This window comes from Colwellia meonggei (genome assembly GCF_057537295.1).
The window spans coordinates 79,690-94,032 of the sequence record NZ_BAAJLZ010000008.1; the positions used below are offsets into that span (position 1 = coordinate 79,690).

Below are 14,343 nucleotides of genomic sequence, written 5' to 3' on the forward strand. Positions count from 1 at the left end.
ATCAACTAAGTGACTTTAACCATTGAACAATATCACTGCTAACCGTTGCTGAAAAGGTAATATCAATTTCTGCATATTCGCTAGGTAAGCCAGTTTTCGCAGGCTGAAATAAGTGATTCAAGCGCGGGTAAATTTTTGTTGTTAAGCGACCGTTTTGAAGAGCATGCTCAAAACCTTCAATATTCTTTTCTGCTAATACTTGTGAGTCGAGTTCACCATTTAGCGCCAGCACTGGCATACGAAGCTGAGTTAAGTATTTTTTTGCGTCGGTTTTTATAAAAAATTCAAACCAAGGCGATGTCATTTGCTCAGTCTGAGCATTTGCTTGTTGCGGAGAAATGCCGTTTCTTTTCATTAAATCAACGAGTGCCGTTTTCGAAATACCCGCTTTAATTGCCCCGATAATCTCACGTTGAACTTTGTCTGACGCCATTAGTGCCTGTTCATCCATGCCCAACAGTTTTTGTATGTAATAAGATTGATCAATTAGGATATCGGCACCGCTAGTACCCAACCCAGCTAGGCTCACCAAGAAATCTAATTGCGGATTGTTAGCCCCTGCTATCGCGCCAATTAATCCACCTTCACTATGGCCAATAAAACCTATTTTACTTTGTGATAATAGTGAGTGTTTAGACAAAAATTGGTAGGCTGCATTGGCATCATTAGCAAAGTCAGCACTGGTTGCTGACGCATAATCACCTGTTGATTTACCCACGCCTCGGTCATCATAACGTAACACGGCAACACCTAACTCATTAAGCTGTTTTGCAATAACCGTAAATACTTTATGACCAAATACATCAGCATCTCGAGTGGTCGGGCCTGAGCCTGACAACAAAATTGCCACATGAGATGCACTGCCTTTAGGGTAACTCAAAACACCTGATAACTGATGTTGACCGTCTAAACTCGGAAATGTCACCAACTCATGACGGAACAATGCGTTATTCTCTGGCTCCTGAGGTTTCTTTTGACGTGCAACGGGTTTTGAAGTTCGCTTTAAATTTAGTGGTGCATTAAAAGTACCTTGCGAATAAGTCCCTTCAAGCACATTATTTTTTAATGTCGCCTTATAGTTTATGTTCGCAGCGCTCAACGCCAAATTTACTTCGTTACCATCTACATTAACTTGATTAAATTCAAGTCCGTATTGATTCTGTTCGGGAACATCAAGGGTGGCCTTGTAGCCTTTATCATTAGCAATAAAATGTACAATTAGCTGCATAGATTTATTCTCAGTGATCAGCAAAGGTCCTTGCCAGGTGCCATTGATGCCTTGGGGATTGTTAGCGGCACTAGCTTCACTTAACACTATATATAAAGCCAAAACCAACACTAATAATTTTCTCATTGCTATTTTCCTACCTATAGAGGTTATTTAGTTTCAATCATCATCATTTTTATTCAACTTCTACGACTTTAACGATGAAAGATGTGAATAGCCTGAAAACTATAGTAGCGGTCAATTTTCTATTTAAGTGGTGCTAGCACTAATTCACACAATAGCAATCGCACCAAAAACAAGTAGCAACTTGGATTAAATTTACAATTACTATTGCTACCCTTTAATCAATTTAATTATTGTTTTTTAAGTAGATTCACCAAACTTCACCAATACTTCACCGAATTAATACTGTCTTTTGAAACGATTCTGATACTGTTTCTTTCTGATTTAACAGACAACGGATTTTGCTAATCCCATGAACAGACTTTTACTGCCATTAGTAGCGTTAACAATACTGAGCTTTTCTTCTTTTGCCAATGAAACTCAAAAACTTGGCAACCCCATAATTAGAGGTCACGAATTTCAGCATGCATCAACAATATTTTCGGAGCAAAGGCGTTATATGGTGTCACTACCAGAGCGTTATTTGTTAACCGAAAGACAGTACCCTAGCCTTTTCGTTATTGACGCAGATTTTCAGTTTCAACATGTATCGGCAGTAGTTAAAAACCTAACAAGAATGGGGAAGATACCGCCAATGATAGTGGTTGGCGTTGCAAACCAAGGTAGCGATGACTATCTAAAAACTACCACATGGCCTGATAGTAAAGATCAAGCATTTGGCGACGCTAACAAACTTCAACAATATCTAACCGACGAATTATTACCTTTGATTGATAGCACTTACCGCACTAATCAACAAAAAGCCTTATCTGGGTATTCACTCGGTGGTATATTCACCCTTTATAGTATGATGCAAGCAGATACACCCTTTAATGCTTTTCTCGCTATGAGCCCAAGTGCATGGTTCGACAACAAAAGTTTGCCTAACAAACTAACGCCACTATTAAAACAAAACAAGCTTTCAGCACCCGTGTTCATTTCTCTAGCCAACGAGGAAGATATGGGAGTTGATGAACTCGTGCAAGTATTTGAGTCGTTTGCCAAGCCTGCTTTAAAATGGCAATTTAAGCATTTTCCGAATGAAAATCACTTTACCACCGCGCTACCGGCGCTTTATGACGGCTTACAATTTTTAGCACCAAACTATGCTATTGATGGTACCGACATGTTAGCTATTGGTGACTATAGGCAAGTGCTAGCGCACTTTAAAAAACAGCAACAACAATGGGCTGGCTTTCAGTTTGAATGGTTGCATGGCTACCAATTTAATAAATATTTATTTTGGTCAAAGCAAATAAGGCAAGTAGATGAAATATTAGTTGATATTCAAAAGGATTTTCCTGAATCATTCACTATGGTGAGCATTCATTTAGCTAACGGCTTTAATAAAAAGAAAGATCACGCTAAAGCATTACAATTATTAAATAATATTAAAACAGAGGGTGAAAGTTACCCTGGTTGGCATAAACAAATGAGTGTTTACTATAGCAGTATTAATCGACAAGATTTAGCCGAAAAACATCAAAAACTAGCAATTAAACTTGCCAAGAAAAACCAATTTGCCAGCTGGGAAGTTTGGGAGTTGATGTAAGTGCATTAACTAATTAAGAGTAGCGCAGGTATTACCTCGCTACTCTTGATTCAAATTCATTAGGCTTTGGAAGAATTTCTTATTTGGTGACTAAGTCCAATAAATACTACTTCGCCGAATGACAATACCTTAATAATTATGATTTTAGATACCCTCTACTCAAAAATGTATTCATATGTAGCCAGTAAACTCTCCGCGACATATTCATCTTCATGAGTCACCCCATCTAACGTCGAAAGAGCCACAGACTTTGTACACCCAGTATATTTTTCTGTACTCGTTTGTGTGCTGGCTGCTGTTACTCCACCTTGAATGACTTCTTCCGATTCGGCACTGCAACCATTTTTTTGCTGCCAAAATGACATAGTATCAGACACAGATGCAATATCACCATTGTCTCTTCCATCAAAAGGAACATCGCTATCAATCGTACTATGTAAGTGATGCAGGTTAACTGGAGTTGACGTTGTACATGCATCAAAATCTCCTCGAAATTGCCCGGCTAGAGCAATAACTGCCGTTAAGCGCTCGGGAGCCTGACAAGCTAACTTGTATGCCATAAAGCCGCCTGCTGAATAGCCAAAAATGTAAACTTTGTCGTCATTAAAAGAATATCGCCCTTGTACATCATCAATAGTCGCAAGTAAAAAGTCGACATCAGGAGTAGTGCCTGTCAACTTATTTGAGCTATTCCACTCGTAAGGAGAGCTATTGCCTTGAGGTGATAAGGCAACAAGGTTAAATTTATCAGCGAGCATTTTACTGCCAAATATATTAGATACTTTTCCAGGACTCCCTGGCGCTCCATGTAAAAATATTGCAATGCCAGAATATTGTTCTGTGGTATTAGTAGCGTAGGATATGATTTCACGATCATCTACAGTAATACAGTTTTGCTCATTTCCAATGATTACCCCACCACATGATGTTGTATTTGACGGTGGTGTAGGTATAGGACTAGGACCAGGTGCAGGCGACTTATCACCATCTGAGCCTCCACTGCATGCCGACACCATCAAAATAACTGCGAAACTACCAACCAAAACTCTAAAGTTTTTATTTATTTTTCTGTTCATGACTTTCTCCAATAAAATAATTACAAACAGCTTGTTAAAGACCTAAAAAAAGAGCAATAATGAAGAAGTAATGAAATAATAATGAATTGATAATGCCAACAAAAACAATAATTAAGAATAATAATGCTATTTAAATTTGCTTCATTTTCACTAAATGAAAATAACTTTTTACTTACGCAAAATAGTCAAAGAGTTGAAATTGAACCGAAAATATTCTCACTACTTTGTTTTTTTTGTAAGAACCCTCGGCGAGCAATTTCTCGAGATGAGTTGATCGAAAAAGTTTGGGCAGGTCGTATTGTTAGTAATGCAGCAATTAATCGTGCCATCGGCGAATTACGAAAGATAATCGAAGCAGATCTTAAAAAACCTCAATTAATAGTTACTATTAGTAAAGTTGGTTATCAGTTTAATGCCGATATTGATGTGCAACCAGTAGTCTCTATTAAAAACAATATTCATAGAAAAAAGCCTCTATCAAAAGCAGCTAAGAAAGCTTTGCCTATTGCTTTGCTTTTAATACCCCTCATTGCAATTCTCTTACTGATAAATTTTAAGCAACCACTGACAAATACTAAGGCTTCATTCTCAATTGCAAGCGCATCACCTTTAACGGTTATAAAAGGCAATGCGTTCAGGCCTCAAGTATATAAAAATGGGCAAATGGTTTTCTTGCATCGCTCAGCGGCAAATAGAAACGTACAGTTATGGCTACAACAAGCTAATAAAAGCGCACTAAAACTAACAAGCGACGACTATTACTATACATATGCTGTATTTAAAGATGCCGAAACTATATTCGCCAGCCGATTTGATAATTTAACAGATAGAAACTGTGAGATTATTGAACTGAATATTGCCAATAAGAGCATAAGGAAAATAACTGAATGTGCGAAACGGGCTTTGACTCAATTAGCATATAATAAAAGCTCAAAAAAATTGTATTTCAACCACCGTGAGCAGGTGTCACGTCCGTATACCGTTAAAAGCATTCACTTAGATACAATGAGAGTACAGCAACTTACTCACACAAATCAGGACGGAAATACACGTGGTGATTATGTTTTCGCCCTATCACCTAACAATGAAAAAATGGCAATATTCGAATACCAACCAGATGGCGGTGCGCTACTCAAAACAATCCAGTTGAATCAGCCAAAAAAAGAAGAGACATTTGATAGTTTTCAAGGGGTAGGGAGTGTTTCTTGGGTAAATAAAGAAACTTTACTGATCTCCAAACAAGGTGGGTTTTCGACATATAATCTTACAACCCGAGAGTTAGATGATTTAATTCAAGAAGAAGATATAACGCAAGGCAATTTCGCCCCAAACTTATCACAATTGTCCTATGTTAAGTTCAGCGCGACCAAGAATATTTACCAACAAGCTGTGGGTACTCCTACAAAAGCACTTACTCATTCCACTCATATAAATTTTTTGCCTAACTATGCAAATATATCAAATGCAATAACCTATTTATCAACAGATAACGGTGAACTACAAGTTCATTTGTTAGATGAAAACGGTAAAACTTTTAAGTTACATTTTCCAGAAGAAATAAAACACTTTGGCAATCTGACATTTGCTAAAGATGACAGCTTTATTTTAGCCAGTATTAATTCAAAGCTCTTTAAGTACACGGTAAATCAACAAGAATGGCAAGAATTACAAGTGAATTTGAAGAATATTCATTATGTCGACGTAATAGATAACCAATATGCAATAGTCAGTAGTGACCAGAGTGGTGATTGGCAATTATGGCGTGTAAATTTAATCTCTTTGGCCTCTGATAAACTTACAGAAAAAGGTGGCTATAGCGCTAAATATCACGCCGAAACTGACTCAATTATTTTAAGTAAATACAGTCAAAAAGGCTTGTTTTTATTCGATGTAAAAAATAACATCGAAACAAAAATCAACGAAGATTTCAAAATTACCGACTGGATTAAATGGCAACTACGTAATGACAATGTCTACTTTTGGAGAGCCAATTCAATTATCAGTATGAACTTAAACTCAAAAAAGGAAGACATACGCTGGACATTCGATAAACCAAAATTTTCCTTTTTCTCTGTTAGTCACGATGAAAGTAAATTGTCCTATAGAATTACTGAACAGGAAAAGTCCAGTATCTGGAAACGTACATTAACAATAGTAGAGTAACGATTATTTCTGCATATGCAGTTTCTTCAATAACGTTTCATTATCAATATGTTTAAGAACGTTAAACGGCTCACAATGGCCATCGCCAAAGGAAATAGAACCAGCGACTTTAGCTATTTTAATAGCGGCGGTATTGAGCGCTAAATTACGCTTCCCAATACCCATTAATGCACTGCCCATCGACATACGAACACTAGAGCTTTCATGTGCAATCTGTTCATCTATAAGAGAAAGGCAGTCGAAAAAAAATTCATCAGTAAAGTTTTTATTTCGCTTGTTTTTAGAAAATTCATAAACCAAGCCAAAGCCGCATTGACGCCGAATCGCATCATCACTTTTCATCCAAGTTCTAGCTAGTTCAAAAGCAAACGGCGCCTTAGCTAACGTTGCATCGCATGAACTAAATACATGAGTTAATAAACCAATTCCTAACCCTTCAACCTGTTGCTCAACTTGAGCTCGACTAATTTTTTTAGGATCATCAATAAGTAAACTGATAACTTTAGCGTCGTAATTTCTACTGTCCCAAAGCACGAGTGCTAGCTCATGATTTCTCCCAATTTTCTTTGCCAGCTTTCGCAATACCGTTAAGCCAATGCCAAAACTTTCTAAACCTTGAGTATCTGTAAGTTTATGCCAATTATCTACGCCGCGATCGTTCTTATTGGCTGCTAAGAGTTCAAAAACGTCAGATTCATTCATAGGATATTCCTGCTTCGAAATAATAAAACAACATATTACTTATGCTAGCGTTTAATACACCTATATCAAGGCTTTGTCGAAATGGTTACTGTTGCTATCACTAGCATAATCAAGCAGACTAATTCGCTCAAACGTAAAGTGAGAAAGTTACAGGAACAGTATTGAACAAAATAGTTGTAAATGGCTGGGTAATAAATTGGGCTAGAGCCGAATTAAGCAAAAGCAATGTTACTAAGCCAATTGAGGCCAAGCACCTCGCTATTTTAAAACTATTAGCGCACGCTCAGAGCAATATTGTTTCTCAACAACACATGCTTGATACGGTATGGGAAAATGCTGTAGTAAGCCCTAATACCATTCAACAAGCCATCACCCAGCTACGAAAATTATTCGATGATGATGGTCGTAACCAAAAAGCAATAAAAACCCACCCTAAATTAGGTTACAGTTTAATTTATCATGCAGAAAACAACGTAGAAGTTACCAATATACCTAAAAGAAATAACGTACTATCAAAAGCCATGCTATTGCTTGCCATGCTATTTTTTTTACCGGTAATATTTCTACTCATATATCGCCAAGTGCCAGATAGCGACATAACAGTAAAAAAAATAACACCAATTACCGTACAAGGTGAGATTGTACAAAGTGTGGCATTCAACAAAGCGACACAAGATATTTATTATCTAGTGAAAAATAGCAGTCTCATAAACAATTCTGAAGACAGAGATTACTTGCAAAGTTTGCAAAAACAGCGCCTTGATTCGGCAAATGTTAAAACCTTAGCCAGTAATTTAAATGTTTATGGCGCCATCACACTTGCTAGTAACGGCAAACACCTCACATACGGTAAACTATCAAAACATGCAGCAAGCAAAAAAAAGTGTATTCAGCTAAGTAACTTCAACTTAAACACGAATATTGAAAAGCCATTATTGCCGTGTAGTAAGTATTTTGAACATTCACCTACTTGGTTAAACAACACTTATCTCGTTTACTTAGCTACCGATAAAAATAGAAATAACCGCTTATTTACATTAAACACCAGCACCATGGTGAAGAAACAGCTTCAGCTAGGCACTACACATATTGAGCACTACGATGTTTTCGATAATAACCTAGCCATTATTGCCAATGGCGTATTGACAGTATTAAGTTTTACAACAGAAAACTATGCATTTAAGCAGGTATTTACAAAGGCTTTATCCTCTAACTTCATCACAGCGAAAGTACGTTGGTTAACAGCTGAAAAACTCGCCTTAATTAACGATGATTCCATACAAACTATGATGCTCACTGGTGAATCTAATCAATTGAAACTTTCGGGCATGCAAAAAATAAATGACATACTTGCCATTAGTACCGATAACTACCTCGCCATTTTAGGGCAGCAAAACTGGAGCGTTAGAGAACGTTTATTAACTGACAACATTGATAAGAATATTGGTGAAAGCAACTATTTAGAGAGCAAAGCAAAATATAGCAGTGAAAGTAGTGACATTTATTACCTTTCAAATCGCTCGGGTTCATCACAAATTTGGCGACATAATAATCAAGGTATACAGCAAGCTAGCAATATAGCATCGCCAATCGAAGATTATATTTCGGTATTTAACGACAACGCTTTATTGTTTATTAGCAATGAAACATTATGGCTACAAGCCAAAGGGTTGGCGGCAGTCGATTTAAAACTCAATTTAACACCATTACGCCTTTATCAAGCTAATGATCAACAAGTATTACTAAGTGCTAAAGTCGCCAATGAACACCAATTATTGTCCCTCAATCTTGAAACACAACAGTGGCAAACTCTACTAAAAAGAGAAGTTAACTGGGCGCAAAATGTTAGCGAACATATCTTCATTACGAATAATGCCAACGGCCGGTTAGAAAAGTATGTTGATGGCAAACAAGTAAACATTAATAGCGTGCCACCGTTAACATTGCAATGGCGCTATTTCTGGCGAGCTAATGCTAATGGCCGCTATGCACTATATTTTCAGGACAAAAACCTTAATATTTGGCAGTTTGACCCAATTGCCGACACCGCTCAAGTTATAGGGCATTATGATATTAACGCCCTTTTTATGACCGATTATTCTGCCATTAGACACAGCATGCTAAGTGATAACTTTGTTACAGAACGGCAGCAATTGGTGCAATTACAAACCACTAATTAAGATCAGCCTGCATACGTTTGATGTAAGACTGTGCTTCTTCGTTGTCACTAGCACTGGCAAGTTTGTATGCATTGTTTAGTGATAACTTTGCTTCGTCATTACGCTTAGCTTTAATCTGAACTTGTGCAAGGCGTATATACAATAATGTATCGGTAGGGTTTTCTGCCACTACACTTTTCATTAGTGCTATTGCTTGGTCGAATTTATCGCTATTAGCGTACGAAAAACTTAAATCAACTAGCTTGTTTTTCAAGTCAATCTCTTCACCATATTTTTCATTAAGCTTTTTAAAGTATCGCGTTAATGCAACTTCACCTCCATCGTGAAAAATTGTGTAGTCAGGCTGTAAGTCAGCAAAAGTCGATTGTGAAGCCTTAATTAAGCCAATAGTCGGGCCCGACAAATAATTGTCTTTACTGAGATCCGCAAACTCAAACTGTGTACGCGGTGTTTTCGCAAGCTTATTAAGTGACGCTTTCGCCTGCTCGAAGTGTTGACGATTTTCAAGAAATGTTCCTAAGCTTAAATATAGATAATGGTGTCTTTTAGATGAAAGCTGCCAGTTATCATCAAGAGAAGCAACAAGCCCTGATCTATCAAGCCCTAATGCCGGACTAAAAATAAAAAAGGCATTTATAACATCTGAGTGATGGCGCAGCATATACAATGGAAAATTACCAAAACTAGAAAAGCCCTCTATTATTCTATAGCCACTGGTTCGATAGGTATTGTCTATATGTGGTAATACTTCATCGCGCAGTACCTGTGCTAACGTCGCACTTTCTTGCCCAGCGGCCGAAGTAAACTTATCTTTATTTGCATATTTAATATCTGGAATAGTTAATAAAATTACTTGGGGAATTGGCGCAAAATCAACATGGCTCAACCACTTCACTTGCGATATTAAACTTTCAATCCGACTACCGCCAGCAGTGGTAATAAAAACCGGATAAAACTTATCTGCCGCGTTTTCATAACCGTTAGGTAGGCTCAATTTAAAGCTTAACGATTGCTTTGTTATTTTTGAATCGATACTGATATCTATGAATTGCTGATCAGCTTCTGCTAAGGTGTAAAAGCTAAAACTGAGCAACAGGGTTACAACAAAAAACTTAAAATTCATTTTATTATTCCTTTTATTTACCAGCCCCTAGCTTGCAAACAAAATGACTTAATTAATTGAATTGAATATGAAAAAAACCTGAGTTTTTGCTGAATTTATAAAAAAACCACCTTAATATGCTACAAAATGGCTTATATAGGAAAATTAACCAAGATAGTTAAAACTGTTAATTCATTTCATAACATTAGCAACAAAAATTACCGCTAACTTGGTAGCGCTGGGTTGCGATTAATTATTATTTTGTGGATTAAACTTTGAATTTGCGTTCTTTCCGTCGGAGATAATCCTGATAAAAATTCATCATTGCATGCTTTTGCCAACGGTACGGCTGTAGCTTCTAATTCACGGCCTTTTTCGGTTAAATATACTAAATGTGCTCGTCTACTAGTAGGGTGAGGACGCCGCTCAACAAGCGCCATTTTTTCCAATGAATCTAATAACCTTGTCGTTGTATAATGCGCAGTATTACATCGGCTAGTAAGCTCAGATTGTGTTAAGCCATCCTCTTCCCATAACGCAAATAGCGTTGGCCACAAACTTATATTCAAACCTATTTCTTTTAAACGATTATCCAATGCATGTGCCATATCAGCACCTAAAACGGCAATTAACCAGCCAAAACTCGTACGTCGAGGCAGCTCAGGTTTATGATCTGTCAAAAATATTCTCCTTTTAATTTAGCTTATTAACAGTATTACCAGCACAATACATACTGCTAATACAAGCAAGGCATTTGTGTTGGTCATCATTTTAGGTTGGTAAAAGTTTTTAGGCATCACTTTATGGCCTGTAAACATAACATTGATCAAGGGGTTACCCTGTAATTGATAAACGAAAATCACCAATATATGAATAACACTTAAGCCCGTTAAAAATATAGCGTTTAAGGTATGAAACGTTTCAAAAGCCCTAAAAAAGTTGCGGCCAAGTATACCTTTTCCATCAATAAATTCAGAGATATAGACACCACTAACAACCTGTAACAGTAAAAGAAAAATGAGCAAAACCACCATTAATGCGCCAAGTGGATTATGGCCAATATAATGATCTTGTTGCTTAGTCACATATCGTATTAATTGCTGAAATGATGGCAAAAAATTTACAAAACGTGCCGTGTCGCTACCGACAATGCCCCAAATAATACGCCACAGTAATGCAATAAACAGCGCAAGCCCCAGCACTAAATGCGCTTGCTCCGCCCCAATTAATTCATAACCAGTAACAACCAACCCAATGAACAAAATGGCTTGAAGCCAATGATAAACCCTGATTGGTAGATCCCATACTTTTAGCATAGCTAACTCACAAATGATAATGTTGCATTTGCAAATATAGCAAACGCAAGTTAATATGTCATCACAATTTAAGCAATTCCAAGAGGCATCAAATGAATAAATGGGCAATTGTTGGTGTATTAACATCTCTGCTAATACAGCCTAGTTACGCCAAACAAGCCGTTACTGAGCAACGCCAACAGCTTTTCGAGCATATTGAAAATAACGTTGAATTGCTTGAAGACAGAGTAGATGAAAGAGATTGGCCGCAAGTCGCGAGTTTAGCGCTCAAGTTAGAGCAAGATGTTATACAGCTAAAAAAACTCTTTCCAAAAAGTAGTGAAGGAGAAGGTCGCAGCAAAAATAAAATATGGCAAGACTGGAAAAACTTTGATTATCGTTTAACTCAATGGTCGTTAAGTTTCAAACATCTTGCAACAGTCAGTAAAACTGAAAACGGCCAACGCATAGAAAATGCCCTAGACACCGCGACCTCAGCTTGTCGCTCATGTCATATGAAATATCGTTCACTTTGGTAAATAAGGATAAATTATGAGACAAGATATGGTAAAAATTCACGCTGTTGCCGCTACGCTTGCACTACTAATAATCACAACATTTTTTATTAGTACTTTAGTTTCAGAGCTATTCGGTGATAAGCAGCAAATTGTTACAGTTAAAACTTATATCTTCTACGCTATTTGGTTATTGATTCCTTTAATGGCAACAACTGGAATAATAGGTAATAAATTAGCGCCTAACGCTAAAAGTGGTGTTATAGGCAAAAAGAAAAAACGTATGCCTTTCATCGCACTTAACGGTATTTTCATACTTATTCCTTCAGCTATTTATTTACGCTCACTAGCAATAGTTAATATTTTTGATACGACATTCTACCTAGTGCAAGCACTTGAACTCACCGCAGGTTTGATTAACATCACTTTGATGTCATTAAATTTAAACGATGGTTTGAAGTTAAGAAAAGCAAAACAGAAAACTTAGCTAACATTTATCAATTGCTGGCAAGTATAACCCTAGCTAACTCGTTTGCTGTTTTATATCCATGCAATAATGAGCCGTTGGCTAATATAATACCTGGTGTTCCTCTTAAGCCCATTAACTGGCCAAGTTTGTAATGTTCGGCAACGGGGCTTTGAGCACATAAATTTAATGGCGAGCGCGTATTAATCATTAAGTCTTCAAGTGCCTCTTTAGGCTGTTTGGCACACCAGGCCGATGCCATTTTCTGATAGGTTTGCGACTGTAATCCGGCTCTTGGGTAGGCTAAATACCTTACTTCAATGCCGAGCTCATTTATTGCAGGTATTTGCTGATGTAAGTCTCGACAGGCTCCACAATCAACATCAATAAAAGCATAAACAACCGCTTTTACTGCCCCTTTTGGGCGGTAAATAATAGCGCTTTCCAAAGCGATATCAGTAATCAACTGAAGTCGCTTTTTACGGGCATTATTTTCTGTAATATCAAGCATACTATTATCTTGATGTTGCAATAAAGGGCCTTGAAAAAAGTAATCATTTTCACTAGAGAAATAAATGACTTCACCACCGCTGATATCAACACGATAAAAACCTTTTAGCGGACTTTTCTCAACAGCAACTACCTGCCAATTAGGCTTAATGCTATGTACTTTTTCAATAACACTAGCTTGTTCGGCCTGAGAAATTTTAACCGCAAATTCTTGTGCGTTTGCCAAGCGAGAAAACATCAAAAAACAACCTATTGCTAATAATATTTTTTGCATTGAATTACCTTACTTAAGTTTTACCGATGATGATTTTGAGCAACAAATTTACAAACAGTAAAAGCTTCCGCTTTAACGCAGAAGCTTTTATTTAGCTTAGGGCGTGTTAATCTTTGATGTATATTTTTGACCTGATTAAATCACGTTTAATTCGAACAAAATTTATATCACAAAGAGCAATACGCCTTAATACCAAGGTCAATTAAAATAGGTAAGTATATAAATATCCAGCACCAACCGCCATTGACAAAATAACCGTGAGAAATGCCAAAATCATTTTGTTTTTAAAGATTGATTTTAGTAATACAACTTCCGTTAAACTTGCGCCTGCACTCCCTATAATTAATGCCATTACTGCGCCTAACCCCATGCCTTTCGCTGCTAACGCTGCACTTAATGGGATAACGGCTTCTGCACGAATATATAAAGGAATGCCAATTACAGCAGCAACCGGAATTGCAAATGGGTTATCTTCGCTGGCAATACTTGCTACTAATTCTGTCGGCATAAAGCCATAGATCATTGAGCCAACAGCAATACCGCCAATAAGGTATGGTAATACTTTTTTGAAGTCCGCCCAGGTGCTATACCAAATTCTTAGCCATTTGCTTACTTCTTTTGCTTTGCTACCACAGCTACTCCCACAACCTTTACTTTCTGGCTCAATATAAGCTTCTGGTTTAATGTATTTTTCGAAGCCCAATTTTTCGAGTAAATAACCAGCCGCAATTGAAACACCCATCGCGATAACAAAATAGAACACGGTTACTTTCATGCCAAAGGTCACTGCAAATAAGCCAATGATGATCGGGTTCAATAATGGGCTAGCAAATAGGAAAACCATCATAGTACCAAAGCCCGCTTTTGCTCTAAGTAAACCTTTTAAAAAAGGAATGGTTGAGCAAGAACAAAAAGGCGTAATAGCGCCCAAGAATCCAGCAATAATATAACCCTTACCATTTTTACTGCTTAATATACTTTGAATCTTGCTAGGCGGAATATATTCCTGCAATACACCAACAATATAGCTGATCAATAAAAAGAGTAACGTTAACTCAACAGCCAAAAAGGCAAACATATTTAAGGTATCAAACACCATTTCTTGCGTAATAATCATA

The 14,343-nt window shown here is 37.2% G+C and carries 13 protein-coding genes; 5 read left to right on the forward strand and 8 right to left on the reverse strand.

The genetic code is table 11. The features are described 5' to 3' along the window. Position 1: 1 nt before the first annotated feature. Positions 2-1,354, reverse strand: coding sequence for an alpha/beta hydrolase family protein (locus AC27E9_RS16485; protein WP_487132066.1), 1,353 nt, complete (start codon positions 1,352-1,354; stop codon positions 2-4). A gap of 349 nt (positions 1,355-1,703) precedes the next feature. Between AC27E9_RS16485 and AC27E9_RS16490 the strand changes: the two genes are divergently transcribed. Next, entirely contained in the window at positions 1,704-2,942 is a 1,239-nt protein-coding gene (locus tag AC27E9_RS16490) for an alpha/beta hydrolase (protein ID WP_487132067.1), read from the forward strand. A 155-nt stretch (positions 2,943-3,097) separates the two neighbouring features. On the opposite strand, the gene AC27E9_RS16495 is transcribed toward AC27E9_RS16490, so the two are convergent. Beyond that, positions 3,098-4,018, reverse strand: a complete 921-nt coding sequence (locus tag AC27E9_RS16495; RefSeq protein WP_487132069.1) for a CE1 family esterase — start codon at positions 4,016-4,018, stop codon at positions 3,098-3,100. A gap of 123 nt (positions 4,019-4,141) precedes the next feature. Between AC27E9_RS16495 and AC27E9_RS16500 the strand changes: the two genes are divergently transcribed. Beyond that, positions 4,142-6,181: a winged helix-turn-helix domain-containing protein gene (locus AC27E9_RS16500; RefSeq protein WP_487132071.1), complete on the forward strand. Its 2,040-nt coding sequence runs from the start codon at positions 4,142-4,144 to the stop codon at positions 6,179-6,181. A gap of 3 nt (positions 6,182-6,184) precedes the next feature. Here the strand turns inward: AC27E9_RS16500 and AC27E9_RS16505 are convergent, their stop codons facing one another. Continuing rightward, positions 6,185-6,883, reverse strand: a complete 699-nt coding sequence (locus tag AC27E9_RS16505; RefSeq protein ID WP_487132073.1) for a DNA alkylation repair protein — start codon at positions 6,881-6,883, stop codon at positions 6,185-6,187. 161 nt (positions 6,884-7,044) lie between these two features. Here AC27E9_RS16505 and AC27E9_RS16510 point away from each other — a divergent pair, with 161 nt between their 5' ends. Continuing rightward, entirely contained in the window at positions 7,045-9,063 is a 2,019-nt protein-coding gene (locus tag AC27E9_RS16510) for a winged helix-turn-helix domain-containing protein (protein ID WP_487132075.1), read from the forward strand. Here AC27E9_RS16510 and AC27E9_RS16515 read toward each other — a convergent pair. The 3 genes from AC27E9_RS16515 to AC27E9_RS16525 all read right to left on the reverse strand — a co-directional run bounded on the left by AC27E9_RS16515 (position 9,056) and on the right by AC27E9_RS16525 (position 11,481). Further along, the gene (locus tag AC27E9_RS16515) at positions 9,056-10,186 is read right to left on the reverse strand and encodes a tetratricopeptide repeat protein (RefSeq protein WP_487132077.1); all 1,131 of its coding nucleotides are present in this window, start codon (positions 10,184-10,186) and stop codon (positions 9,056-9,058) included. The two genes, AC27E9_RS16510 and AC27E9_RS16515, sit on opposite strands and share 8 nt — an antisense overlap. Positions 10,187-10,389: 203 nt before the next feature. Further along, on the reverse strand, positions 10,390-10,845 hold the full coding sequence (locus tag AC27E9_RS16520; protein WP_487132079.1) for a MarR family winged helix-turn-helix transcriptional regulator: 456 nt from the start codon (positions 10,843-10,845) through the stop codon (positions 10,390-10,392). Positions 10,846-10,863: 18 nt separating this feature from the next. Then, the gene (locus AC27E9_RS16525; protein WP_487132081.1) at positions 10,864-11,481 is read right to left on the reverse strand and encodes a cytochrome b/b6 domain-containing protein; all 618 of its coding nucleotides are present in this window, start codon (positions 11,479-11,481) and stop codon (positions 10,864-10,866) included. Between the two features lie 92 nt (positions 11,482-11,573). Here AC27E9_RS16525 and AC27E9_RS16530 point away from each other — a divergent pair, with 92 nt between their 5' ends. Both AC27E9_RS16530 and AC27E9_RS16535 read left to right on the forward strand, forming a co-directional pair. Continuing rightward, positions 11,574-11,999 carry a cytochrome c gene (locus AC27E9_RS16530; RefSeq protein WP_487132083.1) on the forward strand — a complete coding sequence of 142 codons (426 nt, stop codon included), beginning with the start codon at positions 11,574-11,576 and terminating at the stop codon, positions 11,997-11,999. A gap of 13 nt (positions 12,000-12,012) precedes the next feature. Continuing rightward, a complete protein-coding gene (locus tag AC27E9_RS16535; RefSeq protein ID WP_487132085.1) occupies positions 12,013-12,462 on the forward strand; it encodes a hypothetical protein in 450 nt (149 codons plus the stop codon). Between the two features lie 10 nt (positions 12,463-12,472). On the opposite strand, the gene AC27E9_RS16540 is transcribed toward AC27E9_RS16535, so the two are convergent. Together AC27E9_RS16540 and AC27E9_RS16545 are read right to left on the reverse strand one after the other, a co-directional pair. Beyond that, the gene (locus tag AC27E9_RS16540; RefSeq protein WP_487132087.1) at positions 12,473-13,225 is read right to left on the reverse strand and encodes a DsbC family protein; all 753 of its coding nucleotides are present in this window, start codon (positions 13,223-13,225) and stop codon (positions 12,473-12,475) included. Positions 13,226-13,427: 202 nt separating this feature from the next. Continuing rightward, positions 13,428-14,342 (reverse strand): permease, encoded by a 915-nt coding sequence (locus AC27E9_RS16545; RefSeq protein ID WP_487132089.1) that lies wholly within the window; start codon positions 14,340-14,342, stop codon positions 13,428-13,430. Position 14,343 lies beyond the last annotated feature (1 nt).

Bases quoted from the DNA above. Each gene is read 5' to 3' on its own strand.
- AC27E9_RS16485 (WP_487132066.1), bottom strand. From the start codon at position 1,354: ATGAGAAAATTATTAGTGTTGGTTTTGGCTTTATATATAGTGTTAAGT.
- AC27E9_RS16490 (WP_487132067.1), top strand. From the start codon at position 1,704: ATGAACAGACTTTTACTGCCATTAGTAGCGTTAACAATACTGAGCTTT.
- AC27E9_RS16495 (WP_487132069.1), bottom strand. From the start codon at position 4,018: ATGAACAGAAAAATAAATAAAAACTTTAGAGTTTTGGTTGGTAGTTTC.
- AC27E9_RS16500 (WP_487132071.1), top strand. From the start codon at position 4,142: ATGCTATTTAAATTTGCTTCATTTTCACTAAATGAAAATAACTTTTTA.
- AC27E9_RS16505 (WP_487132073.1), bottom strand. From the start codon at position 6,883: ATGAATGAATCTGACGTTTTTGAACTCTTAGCAGCCAATAAGAACGAT.
- AC27E9_RS16515 (WP_487132077.1), bottom strand. From the start codon at position 10,186: ATGAATTTTAAGTTTTTTGTTGTAACCCTGTTGCTCAGTTTTAGCTTT.
- AC27E9_RS16525 (WP_487132081.1), bottom strand. From the start codon at position 11,481: ATGCTAAAAGTATGGGATCTACCAATCAGGGTTTATCATTGGCTTCAA.
- AC27E9_RS16530 (WP_487132083.1), top strand. From the start codon at position 11,574: ATGAATAAATGGGCAATTGTTGGTGTATTAACATCTCTGCTAATACAG.
- AC27E9_RS16535 (WP_487132085.1), top strand. From the start codon at position 12,013: ATGAGACAAGATATGGTAAAAATTCACGCTGTTGCCGCTACGCTTGCA.
- AC27E9_RS16540 (WP_487132087.1), bottom strand. From the start codon at position 13,225: ATGCAAAAAATATTATTAGCAATAGGTTGTTTTTTGATGTTTTCTCGC.
- AC27E9_RS16545 (WP_487132089.1), bottom strand. From the start codon at position 14,342: ATGATTATTACGCAAGAAATGGTGTTTGATACCTTAAATATGTTTGCC.